Genomic DNA, 17,901 nt, shown 5'->3' with positions numbered 1-17,901 from the left:
GTCGCCCTTCCGACGGGCGGCAAAAAAACGGGGGCGTGCGCCCCCGTCCGATTTGCAACCGCTGGCGAGTGAATCAATACACGTCGTGCTGGGTGTTATGCACGTTGAACTTGCCGGTCGGCGTGATCAGCTTCGGGTCCTTGATCACGGCTTTCAGCTTGCGCGTCTTGTCATCGACGATCACCAGGGCGGAAGTCTTGTCTTTCGCGCTCCATACCGAGAACCAGACTTCGTCGCCAGCCTTGTTGTACTCGGGCTGGACGATGCGCTTGGCGCCGTCGTCCTTGATGCCGGCCCATTCGCCGATCGGCAGGACTTCAAAACCCTTCTCCAGGTTGTTGATGTCGAACACGGCAATCGACTGGCTGACATTGGCTTCCGGATTGAGCGGCGTATCGACCCACAGGTTCTTCGACTTCGGATGGGTCTTGATGAACAGCGAGCCGCCGCCCTGTGCCTTGATGGTCTGCACCACTTTCCAGGCCTGGTCCTTGTGCTTCTTCGGATCGGTGCCGATCAGGCTGACCGTCTCGTCGCCGAGGTGGCTGGTGGCCCAGACCGGACCGAACTTCGGATGCACGAAGTTGGCGCCGCGACCCGGGTGCGGAATCTTGCCGACGTCGATCAGCGCCGCCAGCTTGTCTTCCTTGGTGTCGACCACGCCGATCTTGTTCGAGGCGTTGGCGGCAACCATGAAGTAGCGACCGGTGGAATCGAAGCCGCCGTCATGCAGGAAGCGCGCGGCGTTGATGCTGGTGATCTTGAGGTTGTTCAGATCCTTGTAATTGACCACCAGAATCTTGCCGGTTTCCTTGGCGTTGACGATGAACTCCGGGTTGTAGTGCGAGCCGACAATGGCGGCCACACGCGGTTCCGGATGGTATTCCTGCGTATCCACCGTCATGCCGCGGGTCGATTCGATCTTGAGCGGCTTCAGCGTGTCGCCTTCCATGATCACGAACTGCGGCGGCCAGTAGGTACCGGCGATCGCGTACTTGTCTTCGTAACCCTTGTACTTGGAGGTTTCCACCGAGCGTGCTTCGAGGCCGACCTTGATTTCGGCGACGTTGGTCGGCTCAGTCATCCACAAGTCGATCAGGTTGATGCGGGCATCGCGTCCGATCACGTAGAGGTAGCGCCCGGATTTCGACATGCGCGAAATGTGCACGGCGTAGCCGGTCTTGAGGACCTTGACGATCTTCTTGGTCGCGCCGTCGATCAGGGCGATCTCGCCCGCGTCACGCAGGGTGACCGAGAACAGGTTGGCGAGGTCGAGGTTGTTCATTTTCCTGGTCGGACGCTGGCTCGGCGGCACGGTGACCTTCAGCGAAGCCAGCATTTCCTTCATGCCCCATTCCGGCGGGGTCGGCGGCTCCTGCTGGACATAGCGTGCCATCAGGTCGACTTGTGCGTCGTTCAGTTCACCCGAGGTGCCCCAGTTCGGCATGCCGGCGGGGGAGCCGTACTTGATGAAAACCTTCAGGTATTCGGTGCCGGAGGCCAGGGTCTTGTCCGTGGTCAGCGGCTTGCCCGTGGCGCCCTTGCGCAACACGCCATGACAGCCGGCACAGCGCTGGAAGTAGATTTCCTTGGCTTGCTCGAACTCCGCCTTGGTCATGGGAGGTGCCTTGGGGTTGATGTTCTGGTGCATTTCCACCTTGCCCATGGGCGAATCCCCGGCCTGGTACTTCATTTCAGTGTCTGTTACTCCAGGCTTGGCGCGGTCCTGGGCACTGGCATTGGACAAAGCCAAGGCCAAGGGCAGGGCAGCCAACATCGTCAAACCCGCCTTGCGCCATGCGGCGAAGCTCATTTTCCCCATACTTCCTCCTGATATATTGTTGATATTTAAATCAAAATCGCTTATTGCGAGCGCGGAGGGTGCCCGACAATTTGGTCCTGCTGTTTGATCAGGATCAACTCAATTTCACTTATCCTGCGTTTAAAGTAATGTTATTTACTTGGCGATTCTTTAAGTAGAAAGCGTTTAGTTTCAATGCCTTTTATTCTTTTCCGAGCAGGGGGCGTGTTTTCGGTCGGTTCCCCGGCACTTTCTTTTTTCAGGCCTTGATTTTTTGAAATATAAGCATATACTTATATACATGAACGAACGAACCGAATACCGTCTCCTCCCCAAGGGCTTGCTCCTCCTCCTCCGGATGGCCCTTGTTTCAGTGCTCGCCGGCGTGATGCCGGCGAGCGTTTCTTTTATGTCCGAGTCCGCCTGGGCGGGGACGGTATCCCCTGGTGGAATGCCTGACGCACCGGCGGAAGTTCCCTCGCAGAATGCGGGGGAAACCAGTGTCGTGGTGCAACTTCGAGCGGTGGATCTGGGCTTTCCGGTCGAGGCTACGGTGGAAGCGGTGCGTCAAGCCACGGTGGCGGCGCAGATTGCAGGCCGGGTGATGGAAATCCGGGTCGATGCCGGGCAACGGGTGAAGCAGGGCGAGCTATTGATGCAGCTTGATGCGCGTGAAGCCGCGGGCTCCGACGCAAGCGCACGGGCTTCCCTGGCGCAAGCCAGTGCCGCCTATGAGCGCACGAAGAATCTTCATGACCGGAAGTTCGTCAGTCAGGCAGCGTTGGATCAGGCTGCCGCAGCCATGAAGGCGGCGCAAGGTGCCGCTGTTGCGTCCGGCGCAGGCTTGTCGCACGGCTCCGTGACGGCGCCGATCGCCGGATTGGTGGCGCAGCGCCATGTCGAGCCCGGGGAGATGGCGGCGCCGGGCCGGCCGTTGATTACCGTGTTCGACCCCAAGGGCCTGCGCGTGATCGCCAGCTTGCCGCAGTACAAACTGGCCGATCTGAAGAAGGCAGTGCGCGCCCGTATCGAGTTTCCCGAAACCGGACGCTGGATCGATGCGTCGAGGGTGGAAATACTGCCGACGGTGGATCCGCGCAGCCACACTGCGACGGCACGACTTTACCTGCCGGAAAACATTGACGGTGTTGTCCCCGGAAGTTACGCCCGGGCCCATTTCACCATCGGCCAGGCGCAGAAGCTTACTGTTCCGCCGGCAGCCGTCCTGCGCCGGGGCGAGGTCACCGCGGTTTATGTCCTGGACGCGAAGAACGGTGCCCGCCTGCGCCAGGTTCGCCTCGGCGAGGCCGTGTCGGGCGGGGAGCTTGAAGTGCTGGCGGGAATCAACTCCGGTGAGCGCATCAGCCTCGTGCCCTTGAAGGCCGGTATCGAGCTGAAGACGTCCGCGTCGCACTGAAGCAATTACCCCAGAGCATTCAGTCATAAAAGCGATGAATGGCCTTGCAAAAAATGTGGTCGGATAATCGACTGCGTTTTTACTAAAACATTCAAGGAGACATCATGGCCCACATCGTAATCCTCGGCGCCGGCATCGGCGGCATGCCTGCAGCGTATGAAATGCGCGAAATTCTTCGTCCCGGCGACAAGGTGACGGTTATTTCGAACAATCCGATGCATCACTTCACACCATCCAATCCGTGGGTCGCCGTCGATTGGCGCAAGCGCGAGGCAATCGAAGTCGAAATCGGACCGCTGCTGGCGAAGAAGGGAATCGACTTCATCGCGGTTGGCGCCAAGCGGGTCCATCCCGAAAGGAACCAGATCGAGCTCGACGACGGTCGCAGCGTCGACTACGACTTCCTGGTCATCGCGACCGGTCCGAAGCTGGCTTTCGAGGAAGTCGAAGGGCTGGGGCCAGAGGGGCACACGCATTCGATCTGCCACGTCGACCATGCGGTCGAAGCCGAAAAGGCCTGGCAGGAATTCGTCAAGAACCCCGGCCACATTGTGGTCGGCGCGGTGCAAATGGCGTCGTGTTACGGTCCGGCCTACGAGTTCGCCATGATCATGGATACCGATCTGCGCCGCCGCAAGCTTCGCGACAAGGTGCCGATGACCTTCGTTACGGCCGAACCCTATATCGGACACCTCGGTCTCGGCGGCGTCGGTGACTCCAAGGGTCTGATGGAATCTGTCATGCGCGACCGTCACATCAAGTGGATCTGCAATGCCAAGACCACCAAGGTGGAGGCCGGCAAGATGTACGTCACGGAACACAACGACGACGGCACACCGAAAAAGGAACATGTGCTCGAGTTCAAGTACTCGATGATGTTGCCGGCCTTCAAGGGCATCGACGCCGTGTTCGGCATCGAGGGCCTGACCAACCCGCGCGGCTTCATCCTGATCGACGCTTTCCAGCGCAATCCGAAGTTCCAGAACATCTACTCGGTGGGTGTCTGCGTTGCCATTCCCCCAGTGGAAACCACCCCGGTGCCGACCGGTGCACCAAAGACCGGCTACATGATCGAGTCGATGGTCAGCGCCACGGTGCACAACATCAAGGAGGTGATGGACGGCAAGGAGCCGACGCACAAGGCGACTTGGAACGCCGTATGTCTGGCCGACTTCGGCGACAACGGCGCCGCCTTTGTCGCCCTGCCGCAGATTCCGCCGCGCAACGTGAGCTGGTTTTCCCAGGGCAAGTGGGTGCATCTGGCCAAGGTCGCCTTCGAAAAGTTCTACATGCGCAAGATCAGGAAGGGCACCAGCGAGCACGTGTTCGAGAAGATGGTACTCAACTCGCTGGGCATCATGAAGTTGAAGGACAAGTAAGCAGGCAGCCAGCACACGAACATCGGGAAACGCAGAGCAAGGAAACGGAGAGGCCGACAGAAACGGAGCCGTGTTCCCCTGATTCTCTCTGCGTCCTTGTGCCGACAAGCAATTTCGGCGTTTTCATTACGAGGTGACAGTGGGAATATCAGGCCGTATCGCGGAGTACTTTCTCAGGAATTCCCTGACGCCCCTGATCGCGTTGATCGCGCTGCTTCTGGGCGTAGGCGCGACGCTGGTCACGCCGCGCGAGGAGGAGCCGCAGATCAACGTCACCATGGCCAACGTCTTCGTGCCCTTTCCCGGCGCGTCGGCGCGGGATGTCGAAGCGCTGGTGACGCGCCCGGCAGAACAGGTGCTGTCGCGCATTGCCGGCATCGAGCACGTCTATTCGGTCTCGCGCCCCGGCATGGCGGTGATCACCGTGCAGTATCAGGTTGGCGAGGATCCGATCCAGGCGCTGGTGCGCCTCTACGACACCGTCAATTCGCATCGTGACTGGCTCTCCCCCAGTCTCGGCGTGATGGAGCCGATCATCAAGCCGAAGGGCATCGACGATGTGCCGATCGTGACGCTGACCTTCCACAGCACCGATCCTTTGAAGTCGGCCTTCGAGATGCAACAGGTGGCGCGCGCTATCGAGATCGACCTCAAACGCATTCCCGGCACGCGCGACGTCGCGACCATCGGCGGCCCCGGCCACGTGATCCGCGTGGTCATGGATGCCGACCGGATGAACGCGCACGGCATCACCGCGCAGGATCTGAAGGCGGCCCTGCAGGTGTCGAATGCTTCGCAGCCTGCCGGCAGCCTGGTGACCGGCAATCGCGAACTCCTGGTGCAAACCGGTACCTACATCGAATCCGCCGCCGACGTGAAGCGCCTGGTGGTGGGCGTCTTCGACAGGAAGCCGGTGTATCTGGCCGACGTCGCCCAGGTGGTCGATGGTGCCGACCAGCCACTGCGTTATGTCTGGCACGGTGATCGCAAGGCAGAGTTTCCCGCGGTGACGCTCTCGGTATCGAAAAAGCCCGGCGTCAATGCCGCCGATGTCGCCGAAGCGGTGATTGCCCGTGCCGAAGCGTTGAAGGGCACGGTCATTCCCGAAGGTGTCGAATTCAGCGTGACGCGCAACTATGGCGCGACGGCGACCGACAAGGCGCAAAAGCTGATCGGCAAGCTGGTTTTTGCCACCGCCTTCGTCGTCCTGCTGGTACTTTTCGCACTGGGCAAGCGCGAAGCGGTGATCGTCGGCGCGGCAGTGACGCTGACGCTGGCGGCCACGCTGTTCGCTTCCTGGGCCTGGGGTTTCACGCTTAACCGCGTGTCCCTGTTCGCGCTGATATTTTCGATCGGCATCCTGGTCGACGATGCGATCGTTGTGGTGGAGAACATCCATCGCTGGCATCTGCTGCAGCCCGACAAGCCGCTGTGGCAGATCATCCCGCCTGCCGTTGACGAAGTGGGCGGCCCGACCATCCTCGCCACCTTCACCGTAATCGCCGCGCTGCTGCCGATGGCCTTTGTCTCCGGCCTGATGGGCCCTTACATGAGCCCGATCCCGATCAACGCCTCGATGGGCATGTTCATTTCCCTCGCCATCGCCTTCGTCATCACGCCGTGGCTGGCGCTGAAGCTGATGAAGCCGGCGGCACACGGTGGCGCTGCCGGCCATGGCGAAGACAGGCTCGCCGCCAAGCTGGACGGTTTTTTCCGCCGCATCATGACGCCGCTGCTTGATCCGGCTACCGGTGCGGCAGCGCGACGCAAGTTGTGGATCGGCATCCTGGCGGCGATTCTCGTCTCGGTCAGCCTTGGTTTCGTCAAGCTCGTCGTGCTGAAAATGCTGCCCTTCGACAACAAGAGCGAATTCCAGATCGTGCTCGACATGCCGATCGGCACGCCGCTGGAAGAAACGGCCAAGGTGCTGCGTGAAATCTCCGCCGAGATTGCCCAGGTCGAGGAGGTCGCCGATTACCAGGCCTATGCCGGAACCGCCAGCCCGATCAATTTCAACGGCCTGGTGCGCCAGTACTACCTGCGCAGCGCGCCGGAAATGGGCGACATCCAGGTCAATCTGGTGGACAAGAAGCATCGCAGCCGCCAGAGCCACGAGATCGCCGTTTCGGTGCGCGACCGTATCGTCGCGGTGGCGCTGAAACATGGCGGCAATGCCAAGGTGGTCGAAGTGCCGCCCGGGCCGCCCGTCATGTCGCCGATCGTGGCCGAAATCTACGGTCCCGACTACGCCGGCCAGATCGCCGTGGCGAAGCAGGTGCGCGCGGCCTTCGAAGGCACGCAGGACATAGTCGGCGTTGACGATACGGTGGACGAAGATGCCGAGAAGCTGGTGCTGCGCGTGGCCCAGGCCAAGGCGGCGCTGCTCGGCGTGGCGCAAAAGGATATCGTCGATGTGGTGCGCATGGGGCTGTCCGGCGAGGACGTGACGCCGGTGCATGACGGCGACGCAAAGTACGAAATCCCGGTGCGCATAGTGCTGCCCGCCGAGCGCCAGAACAGCATCGACCAGTTGCTCAAGCTCAAGGTACGCGCCCGCGACGGCGCGCTGGTGCCGGTTTCCGAAGTGGTCGAGATCAAGCGCACGCTGCGCGAGAAAGTGATCTACCACAAGGACCTGCTGCCCGTGGTCTTCGTCACCGGCGACATGGGTGGAAAACTTGATTCACCTCTCTATGGCATGTTCGACATCCGCAGCAAGCTGGCCGGCATTTCACTGCCGCAGGGCGGCACGCTCGGCGAATACTTCTTCAAGCAGCCGAAGGACCCCTACGCCCAATACTCGCTCAAATGGGACGGCGAATGGCAGGTCACCTACGAGACCTTCCGCGACATGGGCGCCGCCTACGCCGTCGGCCTGGTCCTGATCTACCTGCTGGTGGTGGCGCAGTTCAAGAGCTACCTGGTGCCGCTGATCATCATGGCGCCGATCCCGCTCACCATCATCGGCGTGATGCCCGGCCACGCCCTGTTCGGCGCCCAGTACACGGCGACTTCGATGATCGGCATGATCGCGCTGGCCGGCATCATCGTGCGCAATTCGATCCTGCTGGTGGATTTCATCAACGAGCAGGTGGCGGACGGCATGGACTTCGCCGAGGCCGTGATCCAGGCCGCCGCGATCCGCGCCAAGCCGATCGTGCTGACCGGGATGGCCGCGATGCTCGGCGCATTGTTCATCGTCGATGACCCGATCTTCGCCGGCCTCGCGCTGTCGCTGATCTTCGGCATTTTCGTATCCACCGCGCTGACGCTGGTGGTGATTCCGGTTCTCTACTACGCGGTCATGAAAGACCGCATCGCCCAACCTCGATAAAGGAGCTTCACATGACCGTCAATCAATTCGTTCGCATCATCGCCGGATTTTTCATCATGGCCTCGCTCGCCCTGGCGCACTTCAACGGCCAGGTCGACATGAGCAAGCTGTCCTGGCTGTGGTTCACCGCTTTTGTCGGCGCCAACCTGTTCCAGAGTGGCTTCACCAAATTCTGTCCGCTGGACACGATCCTGAAGAAGCTGGGCGTCAAGGAGTCCACCGGCAACAGCTGCGCCTGACAAGCGGCCACGTCCCGCCTCAACCCGAAGGGCCGGGTCAAATTGGGCGCGCTGCGGCGTTGCGGCTCCTGGCGAGATATGAATATCGCGGCGCCGCCGCGCCTTGCATCGCATCCCAATTTGGTCCCGGCGCCACCGCCGGCTGATTGAGAACAGACCCTAGGCATAGGGGCATAATGTCGGCGTGTTGCCAGCGCCGACTCTTCAACCTGCGGACCCCCGCTTCATCCTGAGTGCCCGGATCTTTCCGGCGCTGGTGTTCCTTGTCTGTGTACTCGTCACTGCATTCGCAATTTCCCGAATGCGGGCAGCCGAGGCGGATGAGGCGTTTGCCGGTTTCAGCCAGAACTCGCGGCGCCTTGCCCGGGACGTTGAATTGCGTCTGGCCAATCTGACGCAACTGGCGAGCACGGGCGCGGGATTGCTGAATTCCGGCCGATTCCTCCGCCGTGAAGAGTGGGCGTCCTACCTTGCCGGCTTGCAGACGACGGGTCATGGTTCGGGGTTCCAGGGTCTGGGCGTGGCCTTTCGGGTCGCACCCGCCGCGGAGCCCGGTTTTGTCGCCCGCGCGAGGAAGGAGGGCAGCCCGGATTTTTACATCTGGACTCGCCGGCCGGGGGCGCAGCCGCTGGGCGATGACGCGTTTCCGGTGACCTATCTGGTGCCCGCTTCGGAGGCCAACGAGCGGGAAGTGGGATTTGACCTTGGTTCGGAACCCGTGCTTGCCTCGGCGATCATGCTTGCCCGCGATCGTGGCGAGCCAAGCTTTTCGGGCGCGCTGAGTCCGGGGCGCGATGCTTACGCAGACCGCGCGGGCCTGTTTCTGTTCGCGCCCTTTTATCGGCATGGCCGTCCCGACAGCATCAATCAGCGGCGCGAGGCATTTGCCGGCGTGGTGCTGATCGTGCTCAGTGCCGAGCGCCTGCTGCAGCCTTTGGTCGAGCAGGATGGCACCCGCGGCATCGCCCTGCGGGTGACCGATCTGGAACAGGAAAAGGTGATTTTCGATTCGCGCCCCGGTCTCGATCATTCCGGCTCAAGTTTCGTCGTGCGGCACAAGGCGACGCTGGGCGGCCGCAACTGGCAGCTCGATTTCGCCGCCACGCCCGAATTGATGGCCGCCATCCCGCATCGACATTCCTTGCTGGTCGGTTTGGTGGGCGCATTGGGCGGTTTGTTGCTGACCGGGATCGTGTATCACCTCGGCACCTTGCGGCAGCGGGCCGAAAAACTTGCCCGGGATGCAACCGCGAGCTTGCGTACGAGCGAGGAACGCTTTCGCCGCCTCGCGGCACTGTCTTCGGACTGGTACTGGGAGCAGGGGGCCGACTTGCGCTTTCGCCCGGTGACGGGCGGCGAGCCGGGCAACACCATCCTGGGAGACATCGTCGGCAAGCACCGATGGGAGCTGCCGATAGAATTGACCGAGCAGCAATGGGCGGAGCACCGCGCCGTGCTGGCCGCGCACAAGCCATTCTTCGACCTCCAGTATCGCGTGCTGCCGCCAGGGGCCGAGCCGCGCTGGGTTTCAATCAGCGGCGAGCCGATCATTGACGCGGCGGGCCGGTTTGCCGGCTATCGAGGCGTCGGCAAGGACATTACCGCGCGCAAGACCATCGAGGAGGAACTGAGCCGGCATCGGGATCACCTGGCGGATCTGGTGGCAGAGCGCACGGCAGACCTGCTGGCGGCAAAGAATGCTGCCGAGAAGGCCTACCGGGTCAAGTCGGAGTTCCTGGCAAACATGTCCCACGAACTGCGGACGCCCTTGCATGCCATTCTTTCATTTGCCCGCCTGGGGCAGGAGCGTACCCCCGCACAGACCGATGAAAAGACGCAACGCTACTTCTCCCGCATTGTCGAAGCAGGCGAGCGCCTGCTGGAACTGGTAAGCGATCTGCTCGACCTGTCCAAGCTCGAGGCAGGCAAGATGCTGATCGATCCGCAGCCTGGCGATCTGGTGCCCATCCTGCGCGAAGTGGCCGCCGAATTCGAGGCCATGGCCCATGAGAGAAAGCTGCGCTGGAATTTGCCAGCCGCCGATATTCATGCGCCGGCCAGGTTTGACGCCCTGCGTTTCAGCCAGGTATTGCGCAATGTATTCTCGAATGCGACAAAGTTCAGCCCGGACGGGGGAGAGATTCGCGTCCTGATCGAGGAATCGGAGATGACCCTGGGCCGTCGTACCGACGATCTGGCCGCCCCCGTCGCGGCATGGCGAATCTCGGTGATCGATGAGGGCATCGGGATTCCCGAGGGCGAACTGGAGGCGGTGTTCGACAGCTTTGTCCAGAGCAGCAAGACACGCAGCGGGGCGGGCGGCACCGGACTGGGCCTCACCATTTGCCGCGAAATCATCGCCGCGCATCGTGGCAGCATTACTGCCCACCACGGTCCCGGGGGCGGTGCGGTGTTCGAAATCGTGGTTCCGCGCTAAGATCGTCCATGGCCCAATGGCGCATCCTGGTCGTCGATGACGAACCACTGAATCTCGAAATCATCGGCGACGTGCTCGATGATCCCGCCTATGCGGTCACCAACGCGGCGAACGGAGAGATTGCCTGGCAGGCCATGCTTGCAGCCGATCCGCCGCCGCATCTGGTGGTGCTGGATCGCATGATGCCGGTGCTGGACGGTATCGAGCTGCTCAAGCGGATCAAGGCGGACCAGCGCTTTTCCGGCATCCCGGTGATCATGCAGTCGGCGGCGTCGTCGTCGCGGCAGATCGCTGAGGGCGTTGCCGCCGGCGCCTGGTACTACCTGCCCAAGCCCTATGCGCCACGCGACCTGCTGGCGATTGTCCACGCGGCGCTGGCGGAAGTCGAAGAGCGCGAAGCGGCGCGGCATGCCGTGCGCAACCGGCTCGCGGTGCTTGAGCTGCTCGACGTCGCGGAATTCGAATTTCACACCCTGCAGCAGGCGGCCGATCTGGCGCTCTCCCTGGCGGGCCTGTGCCCCGATCCGACTCGTGCCGCAATCGGGCTGTCCGAGTTGCTGGTCAACGCGGTCGAGCACGGCAATCTCGGCATCGGCTATGCCGAGAAATCGGAGATGCGGCGCAACGACACCTGGGAGAACGAGGTAGCGCTGCGTTCGGACGATGCGGTCCTGGGGGCGCGGCGCGCGCGCGTGGTGTTTCGCCGCCTCGGCGATCGCCTGACCTTCACCATTTCCGATCAGGGCGCCGGATTCGACTGGCGGCGCTATCTCGATTTCGATCCCGATCGGGCTTTCGACCCGAACGGCCGCGGTATCGCCCTGGCCAGGCAAACCAGCTTCTCCAGCATCGAATATTTCGGGAATGGCAACAGCGTCGTCGCAACCATCCCGTGCGTGCGGCAGGAATGTCGCGAATGACCATGAACAGCCTGCAGCCGTGCTGAACGGAGATCGTGCATGACAACTGAAATTCCCGCCGGACAGAAGCCGCTCAAGGTTCTGGTGGTCGATGACACCGCGACCAATCGCCACATATTGGAGGTGTTTCTGCGCAAGCTCGGCCTCGACGTGGTGCTGGCCGAGGACGGCGCCAAGGGCGTTGCCGCCTACGAAAGCGAAGCGCCCGACATCGTCATCATGGACGTCATGATGCCGGTGATGGATGGCTTCGAGGCGACGCGTCGCATCAAGGCCCTGGCCGGCGAGCGCTGGATACCGGTGCTGTTTCTTTCGGCGCTGGACAATGACGACAGCCTGGTTGCCGGCCTGAATGCGGGCGGCGACGACTATCTGCCCAAGCCGGTCAATTTTGTCGTGCTTGACGCCAAGCTGCGTTCGCTCGCCCGGGCACTGCACATGCAGCGCAGCCTGGACGACGAGCGTGATCGCGCAGCGGCGATTTCGGACAATCTGCTGGATGGCGTCATCACCATCAACGACGCGGGGTTGATGCAGTCGTGCAATCCGGCGGTGGAAAACATATTCGGCTACGAACAGGGTGAAATGATCGGGAAGAATGTCAGCATCCTGATGCCCGAGCCCTACCGCAGCGAACACGATGGCTACCTTGCGCACTACGTCAAGGGTGGGCAACCGCGCATTCTCGGCGTTGGTCAGCGCGCACTTTTCGGCCAGCGCAAGAATGGCGAGGTTTTTCCACTCGACCTGGGCGTCAGCGAAATGCGCGTTGCCGGCAACCGCCAGTTTGTCGGCGTGCTGCATGACGCCAGCGAGCGGGTGGCGGCGGATACCCAGCTGCGCGAGAACGCGGAACGTTTGCAGCGCTATCACGACAATCAGGAAGCGGCGACCGCGCTGGCGCAAAGAATAGTCGCCAGCCAGATGCAGCGGGACGGCCTGAATGATCCCGGTGTCGGCTATTGGCTCAGTTCGGCGGAGAACTTCAGCGGCGACATCGTTGCGGCGACGCGCGGCCCCGAGGGTGACCTTTACGTGCTGCTGGCGGACGCGACGGGACACGGCCTCGGTGCGGCCATTTGCACCCTGCCGGTGTTGTCGGTGTTCTACAGCATGGGCGAGACCGGCGTGGTGCTGTCCTGGATCATTCACGAGATCAACCGTCAGTTGAAAGCGACGCTGCCGGTGGGCCACTTCGTCGCGGCAACCATGCTGTGCGTTGCCGCCAATGGCAAGCAGGCGGATGTATGGGTGGGCGGCACCCCCGACCTGCTGGTGCTGGACCGCGGCGGCAGGCCGCGACGCAGAGTGGCTTCGGCGAACCTGCCGCTCGGCATCGACACCATTGAAGCGGGCGAGGTTGCCTGCGAGAAGCTGGAGCTGGAGCCTGGCGATCAGTTCGTGCTGTTTTCAGACGGTCTGGTCGAGGCAGAAAATGCCGCAGGCGAGTCCTTTGGTTACGATCGGCTATTGACCGCGCTGGCCTCGACCGCCGCCGTCGAACGCTTGGAGTCGGTCAAGCTCGCGCTGGCTCACCACATGGACCAGACCCCGCCCCACGACGACGTCTCGCTTATGCTGGTCGGGCCTCTGGGCTGAACAGCCGCGCCAGCTCGGCTCCCGGCGAGGGCGCGCGCATGAAGGCCTCGCCGACGAGGAAGGCATTCACGCCGCGACCGCGCAACAGCGCCACGTCGTCCGGCGTCACGATGCCCGACTCGGTCACCACGATACGATCGGCGGGAATGCGATCGAGTTGCGACAGGGTCGTGTCGAGGCTCACTTCGAAGCTGCGCAGATTGCGGTTGTTGATGCCGATCAGCGGTGTCTTCAATTGCAGGGCGACATCCAGTTCGGCGGCATCGTGGGATTCGACCAGCACGGCCATGCCGAGGCTGTGCGCGATCGCTTCCATCTCCTGCATCTGCGCCAGCGACAAGGCGGCGACGATCAGCAGGATGGCATCGGCGCCCATGGCGCGGGCTTCGTACACCTGGTAGTTGTCGACCAGGAAATCCTTGCGCAGCACCGGCAGCGAACAGGCGGCGCGCGCTTCGCGCAGGTAGGCTTCCGAGCCCTGAAAGAACTGTCGGTCGGTCAATACCGACAGGCAGGTTGCGCCGTGCTTCTCATAATCCGCCGCGATTTCCGTCGGGTGAAAATCAGGCCGGATCACGCCTTTTGACGGGCTGGCTTTCTTGATCTCGGCGATGATCGCCGTCTCACCAGCGCCGACTCTTGCTTTCATGGCGCCGACGAAATCTCGCGTCGGCGCCAGTGCTTCCGCAACGGCACGAATGCCGGCCAGCGGCTTCGCGGCGGAAGCCGCCGCGACTTCCTCGCGCTTGACGGCGAGGATCCTGTTCAGAATGTCGGACATCAGGCGAACTTGCGGGTGAAGGCGACGAATTCGTCGAGCTTCTTGCGCGCCGCGCCGCTGGCGATGGCCTCACGTGCCTTGGCGATGCCGGCGCCGATCGAGTCGGCCCGGTTGGCGGTGTACAACGCCGCGCCGGCGTTCAGCGTGACGATCTCGCGCGGCGTGCCGGGTGTGTTCTCCAGCGCTTCGATCAGCATGGCTTTCGATTCGGTGGCGTCGGCGACGCGCAAGCTGCGGTTGGACACCATGGCCAGGCCGAAGTCCTCGGGATGGATTTCGTACTCGGTGATTTTGCCGTCCTTCAACTCGCCCACCAGCGTGGCGGCGCCGAGCGAGATCTCGTCCATGCCGTCCTTGCCCCAGACCACCAGCACGTGATTGGCGCCGAGCTGCTGCATCACGCGCACCTGGATGCCGACCAGGTCGGGATGGAACACGCCCATCAGGGTGTTGGGCGCGCCGGCCGGATTGGTCAGCGGTCCGAGGATGTTGAAAATGGTGCGTACCGCCATTTCGCGCCGTACCGGAGCGACATTCTTCATCGCCGGATGATGGTTGGGCGCGAACATGAAACCGCAGCCGATGGTCTCGATGCATTCGCCGACCTGTTGCGGCGCCAGATCGATCTTCGCCCCGAGCGCCTCCAGCACGTCGGCCGAGCCGGACTTCGACGACACGCTGCGGTTGCCGTGCTTGGCGACGGTCGCGCCCGCCGCCGCCGCGACGAACATCGACGCGGTGGAGATGTTGAAAGTATGCGCGCCGTCGCCGCCGGTGCCGACGATGTCCACGAACTGTGCGCGCTTCTGTTCATCGTGCGGCCTGTCGACCTTGGTCGACAACTCGCGCATGACCATCGCCGCGGCGGAGATTTCGCCGATGGTCTCCTTCTTCACGCGCAGGCCGGTGAGGATGGCGGCCACCATCAGCGGCGTGATCTCGCCCTTCATGATCTGCCGCATCAGGTGCAGCATCTCGTCGTGGAAGATTTCGCGGTGCTCGATGGTGCGCTGGAGCGCTTCCTGGGGGGTGATCATGGCTCAGGCTCCTTGCAAGAAGTTCTTCAACAAATCGTGACCGCTCTCGGTCTGGATCGACTCGGGGTGGAACTGCACGCCTTCGACGTCAAATTCCTTGTGGCGCACGCCCATGATCTCGCCATCCTCCGTCCATGCGGTGATTTCAAGGCAGGCCGGCAGCGTCTCGCGGCGGATCGCCAGCGAGTGATAGCGCACCACGGTGAGCGGATTCGGCAGGCCGGCGAAGACGCCCTTGCCGGAGTGAGTGACTGGTGAGGTCTTGCCGTGCATGAGTTGTTTGGCATGCACGATCTCGCCGCCGAAGGCCGCGCCGATGCTCTGGTGGCCGAGGCAGACGCCGAGCAGCGGGATTTTCCCGGCGAACTCCTTGATCGCCGCCACCGAAATGCCGGCCTCCGCAGGCGAGCAGGGGCCGGGCGAGACGACGATGCGCGCCGGCTTCATCGCGGCGATTTCCTTGAGCGTGATCGCATCGTTGCGGAACACCTTGACGTCCTCGCCCAGTTCGCCGAAGTACTGCACCAGGTTGTAGGTGAAGCTGTCGTAGTTGTCGATCATCAGCAGCATGGCAGCCTCCTATTCAAAACGCGTGTCGAGGCCGGCTTCGGCCATCTCGGCGGCGCGCAGTTGCGCCCGCGCCTTGTTCAGCGTTTCCTGCCATTCCGAATCGGGGTCCGAATCGGCGACGATGCCGGCGCCGGCCTGGACATGGATCTGCCCGTCCTTGACGACGGCGGTGCGGATCGCAATGCACAGGTCCATGTCGCCGTTGAAGCCCAGATAACCAACGCTGCCGGCATAGATGCCGCGTTTCGAGGGTTCCAGTTCGTCGATGATCTCCATGGCGCGCACCTTGGGCGCGCCGGATACGGTGCCGGCGGGGAAGGTGGCCTTGAGCACGCCGAGCGCGCCTTCGTCGTCCTTCAGCTCCGCCTCGACGTTGGAGACGATGTGCATCACATGCGAATAGCGCTCGATGATGAACTGGTCGGTCACCTTGACCGTGCCGGTCTTGGCCACGCGGCCGATGTCGTTGCGGCCGAGGTCGAGCAGCATCAGGTGCTCGGCGCGTTCCTTCGGGTCGGCCAGCAGGTCGGCGGCCAGCGCTTCGTCCTCGGCCAGGGTGGCGCCGCGCTTGCGCGTGCCGGCAATGGGCCGCACGGTGACGCGCTTTTCGCCATTCTGGTGTTCGAGCCGCACCAGGATTTCCGGCGAGGCGCCGACGACGTGGAAATCCTCGAAGTTGAAATAGAACATGTAGGGCGAGGGGTTCAGCGTGCGCAGCGCGCGGTAAAGCGCCAGCGGGCTCGCCGCGAAGGGCTTGCTCATGCGCTGCGACAGCACCACCTGCATGACGTCGCCATCGACGATGTATTGCTTGGCGCGGCGCACCGCGGCCTTGAAAGCCTCTTCGCCGAATTCCGAAACGGCCGGCGCCGAACTGGCCTGCACCTCGGGCGGAATTGCCACCGGCGCGCGCAGTTTCGCCAGCAGTTCCTTCAGCCTTGCCTGGGTCTGCTTCCAGGCGCCGGGGAAGCCAGGTTCGGCATACACCACCAGGGTCAGCTTGCCGGAGAGGTTGTCGACAATGGCGATTTCTTCGGAGAGCAGCAGCAGGATGTCCGGTACGCCGAGCGGATCGGGGCTCTTGTCGCGCGCCAGTTTGGTCTCGATGTAGCGCACCGTGTCGTAGCCGAAGGCGCCCACCAGGCCGCCGCAGAAGCGCGGCAGGCCAGGCAGGTCGGGCACCTTGAAGCGGGCCATGAACTCGGAGATGAAACTCATCGGGTTGGTATGGTCGCGCCGCTCGGCGACGCGGTTGCCGCTGAGCACCATGATCGCGCCGTCGACCACGGCGATGCGGGTGCTGGCGGCCAGCCCGATGAAGGAATAGCGGCCGAAGCGCTCGCCGCCCTGCACCGATTCGAGCAGGTAGGAGTAGGGATCGTTGGCCAGCTTGAGGTAGATCGACAGCGGCGTGTCGAGGTCGGCGAAGGTTTCGAGCGTCACCGGGATGCGGTTATAGCCCTCGGCGGCGAGCCGGTTGAAATCGGATTCGGTCATGGGGAAACTCCACAAATACGGGTACTGCAAGGACAGGTGCGCGGGCTGGTCAGCTCCGGCGCGATGGAAATCAGGCGCTCAATGGCGCAGCAGAGTCAGGCCCGCCAGGGCCAGGCCTCCGCCCCGAGGGCGTGTTTCCTTGTCATTTGCAGGTTGCGGTGGAGCATGGTCAGGCAATTTTGTCGTGAAAGTCGGCGCTGGCGATACGGCGAGCAGCCTCTGCCAGCGACGCGACTATAGCATCGCAGTCGATTCCTTGCACGTCCTCGCCTTCGTTGTAGCCGTAGGGCACGATGAACACCGGGCAGCCGGCGGCGCGCGCCGCGACGGCATCGTGGTGCGAATCGCCGATGTGCAGGTTCTCGGCAGGCAGGGTGCCCATGCGCTCGCAGGCATGCAGCAACTGCGCCGGGTGCGGCTTCTTGTGCGCCAGCGTGTCGCCCGAAACGGCGAACCGGAACCACGGCGCGAGTTGCGTCGCGACCAGCAATGGCTCGGTGAAGGCGGCGGCCTTGTTGGTGATCACGGCTAGCGGCAGCCCGGCTGCGCGCAAGGCCTGCAAGCCTTCCAGCACGCCGGGAAACAGCGCCGAGCGACGGCCGTTTTCAATCGCGTAATGACGCCGGAAAATTACCTGCGCCTGATCCACCGCGGCCTCGTCGAGGTCGGGCAGGCAACGTGCCACCAGTTTGGGAATGCCGCGGCCGATGAAGGCGGCAATGGTCTCGATGGAAAATTCCGGGCGGCCCATTTCGCGCAGCATGGCGTTGGCCGCCGCGGCGAGGTCGGGAACGGTGTCGAGCAGGGTGCCATCGAGGTCGATGGTGACGGAGCGGATCGGTTTCATCGGCGCGACGATAGCATGCGCATCCGGCCCGTGCGCCAAAGGC

General features: G+C 62.9%; 13 protein-coding genes. 7 read left to right on the top strand and 6 right to left on the bottom strand.

Annotated features, from left to right (window positions below):
* Nucleotides 1-73 precede the first annotated feature (73 nt).
* On the bottom strand, nucleotides 74-1,693 hold the full coding sequence (locus SUTH_RS14390; protein ID WP_456243277.1) for a cytochrome D1 domain-containing protein: 1,620 nt from the start codon (nucleotides 1,691-1,693) through the stop codon (nucleotides 74-76).
* 409 nt (nucleotides 1,694-2,102) lie between these two features.
* Here SUTH_RS14390 and SUTH_RS14385 point away from each other — a divergent pair, with 409 nt between their 5' ends.
* The 7 genes from SUTH_RS14385 to SUTH_RS14355 all read left to right on the top strand — a co-directional run bounded on the left by SUTH_RS14385 (nucleotide 2,103) and on the right by SUTH_RS14355 (nucleotide 13,126).
* Nucleotides 2,103-3,218: an efflux RND transporter periplasmic adaptor subunit gene (locus tag SUTH_RS14385; protein ID WP_070099349.1), complete on the top strand. Its 1,116-nt coding sequence runs from the start codon at nucleotides 2,103-2,105 to the stop codon at nucleotides 3,216-3,218.
* 104 nt (nucleotides 3,219-3,322) lie between these two features.
* Nucleotides 3,323-4,597, top strand: a complete 1,275-nt coding sequence (locus SUTH_RS14380) for an NAD(P)/FAD-dependent oxidoreductase (RefSeq protein ID WP_041100215.1) — start codon at nucleotides 3,323-3,325, stop codon at nucleotides 4,595-4,597.
* 139 nt (nucleotides 4,598-4,736) lie between these two features.
* Nucleotides 4,737-7,931 carry an efflux RND transporter permease subunit gene (locus SUTH_RS14375; RefSeq protein ID WP_084207424.1) on the top strand — a complete coding sequence of 1,065 codons (3,195 nt, stop codon included), beginning with the start codon at nucleotides 4,737-4,739 and terminating at the stop codon, nucleotides 7,929-7,931.
* Between the two features lie 11 nt (nucleotides 7,932-7,942).
* Nucleotides 7,943-8,170 (top strand): YgaP family membrane protein, encoded by a 228-nt coding sequence (locus tag SUTH_RS14370; RefSeq protein ID WP_041100211.1) that lies wholly within the window; start codon nucleotides 7,943-7,945, stop codon nucleotides 8,168-8,170.
* 301 nt (nucleotides 8,171-8,471) lie between these two features.
* A complete protein-coding gene (locus SUTH_RS18625; protein WP_052473665.1) occupies nucleotides 8,472-10,607 on the top strand; it encodes a CHASE domain-containing sensor histidine kinase in 2,136 nt (711 codons plus the stop codon).
* An 8-nt stretch (nucleotides 10,608-10,615) separates the two neighbouring features.
* On the top strand, nucleotides 10,616-11,527 hold the full coding sequence (locus SUTH_RS14360) for an ATP-binding response regulator (RefSeq protein ID WP_041100209.1): 912 nt from the start codon (nucleotides 10,616-10,618) through the stop codon (nucleotides 11,525-11,527).
* A 39-nt stretch (nucleotides 11,528-11,566) separates the two neighbouring features.
* Nucleotides 11,567-13,126: a SpoIIE family protein phosphatase gene (locus SUTH_RS14355; RefSeq protein ID WP_041100207.1), complete on the top strand. Its 1,560-nt coding sequence runs from the start codon at nucleotides 11,567-11,569 to the stop codon at nucleotides 13,124-13,126.
* On the opposite strand, the gene trpC is transcribed toward SUTH_RS14355, so the two are convergent.
* The 5 genes from trpC to SUTH_RS14330 all read right to left on the bottom strand — a co-directional run bounded on the left by trpC (nucleotide 13,101) and on the right by SUTH_RS14330 (nucleotide 17,858).
* Nucleotides 13,101-13,907 (bottom strand): indole-3-glycerol phosphate synthase TrpC, encoded by an 807-nt coding sequence (gene trpC / locus SUTH_RS14350; RefSeq protein ID WP_041100205.1) that lies wholly within the window; start codon nucleotides 13,905-13,907, stop codon nucleotides 13,101-13,103. The genes SUTH_RS14355 and trpC overlap by 26 nt on opposite strands.
* Complete coding sequence (gene trpD, locus SUTH_RS14345; protein WP_041100203.1) at nucleotides 13,907-14,944, bottom strand: anthranilate phosphoribosyltransferase; 1,038 nt, start codon at nucleotides 14,942-14,944, stop codon at nucleotides 13,907-13,909. Before trpD ends, trpC begins: the two co-directional genes overlap by 1 nt.
* 3 nt (nucleotides 14,945-14,947) lie before the next feature.
* On the bottom strand, nucleotides 14,948-15,514 hold the full coding sequence (locus SUTH_RS14340; RefSeq protein ID WP_041100201.1) for an anthranilate synthase component II: 567 nt from the start codon (nucleotides 15,512-15,514) through the stop codon (nucleotides 14,948-14,950).
* Nucleotides 15,515-15,523: 9 nt separating this feature from the next.
* A complete protein-coding gene (trpE, locus tag SUTH_RS14335; protein ID WP_041100199.1) occupies nucleotides 15,524-17,011 on the bottom strand; it encodes an anthranilate synthase component I in 1,488 nt (495 codons plus the stop codon).
* Between the two features lie 169 nt (nucleotides 17,012-17,180).
* Nucleotides 17,181-17,858 (bottom strand): phosphoglycolate phosphatase, encoded by a 678-nt coding sequence (locus SUTH_RS14330; protein ID WP_041102383.1) that lies wholly within the window; start codon nucleotides 17,856-17,858, stop codon nucleotides 17,181-17,183.
* Between the last annotated feature and the right edge of the window lie 43 nt (nucleotides 17,859-17,901).

The sequence above is a fragment of the Sulfuritalea hydrogenivorans sk43H genome, assembly GCF_000828635.1.
Lineage (GTDB): Bacteria > Pseudomonadota > Gammaproteobacteria > Burkholderiales > Rhodocyclaceae > Sulfuritalea > Sulfuritalea hydrogenivorans.
Note: the sequence above shows the minus strand (reverse complement) of the source record. Positions and strands in the feature narration are given on the sequence as shown.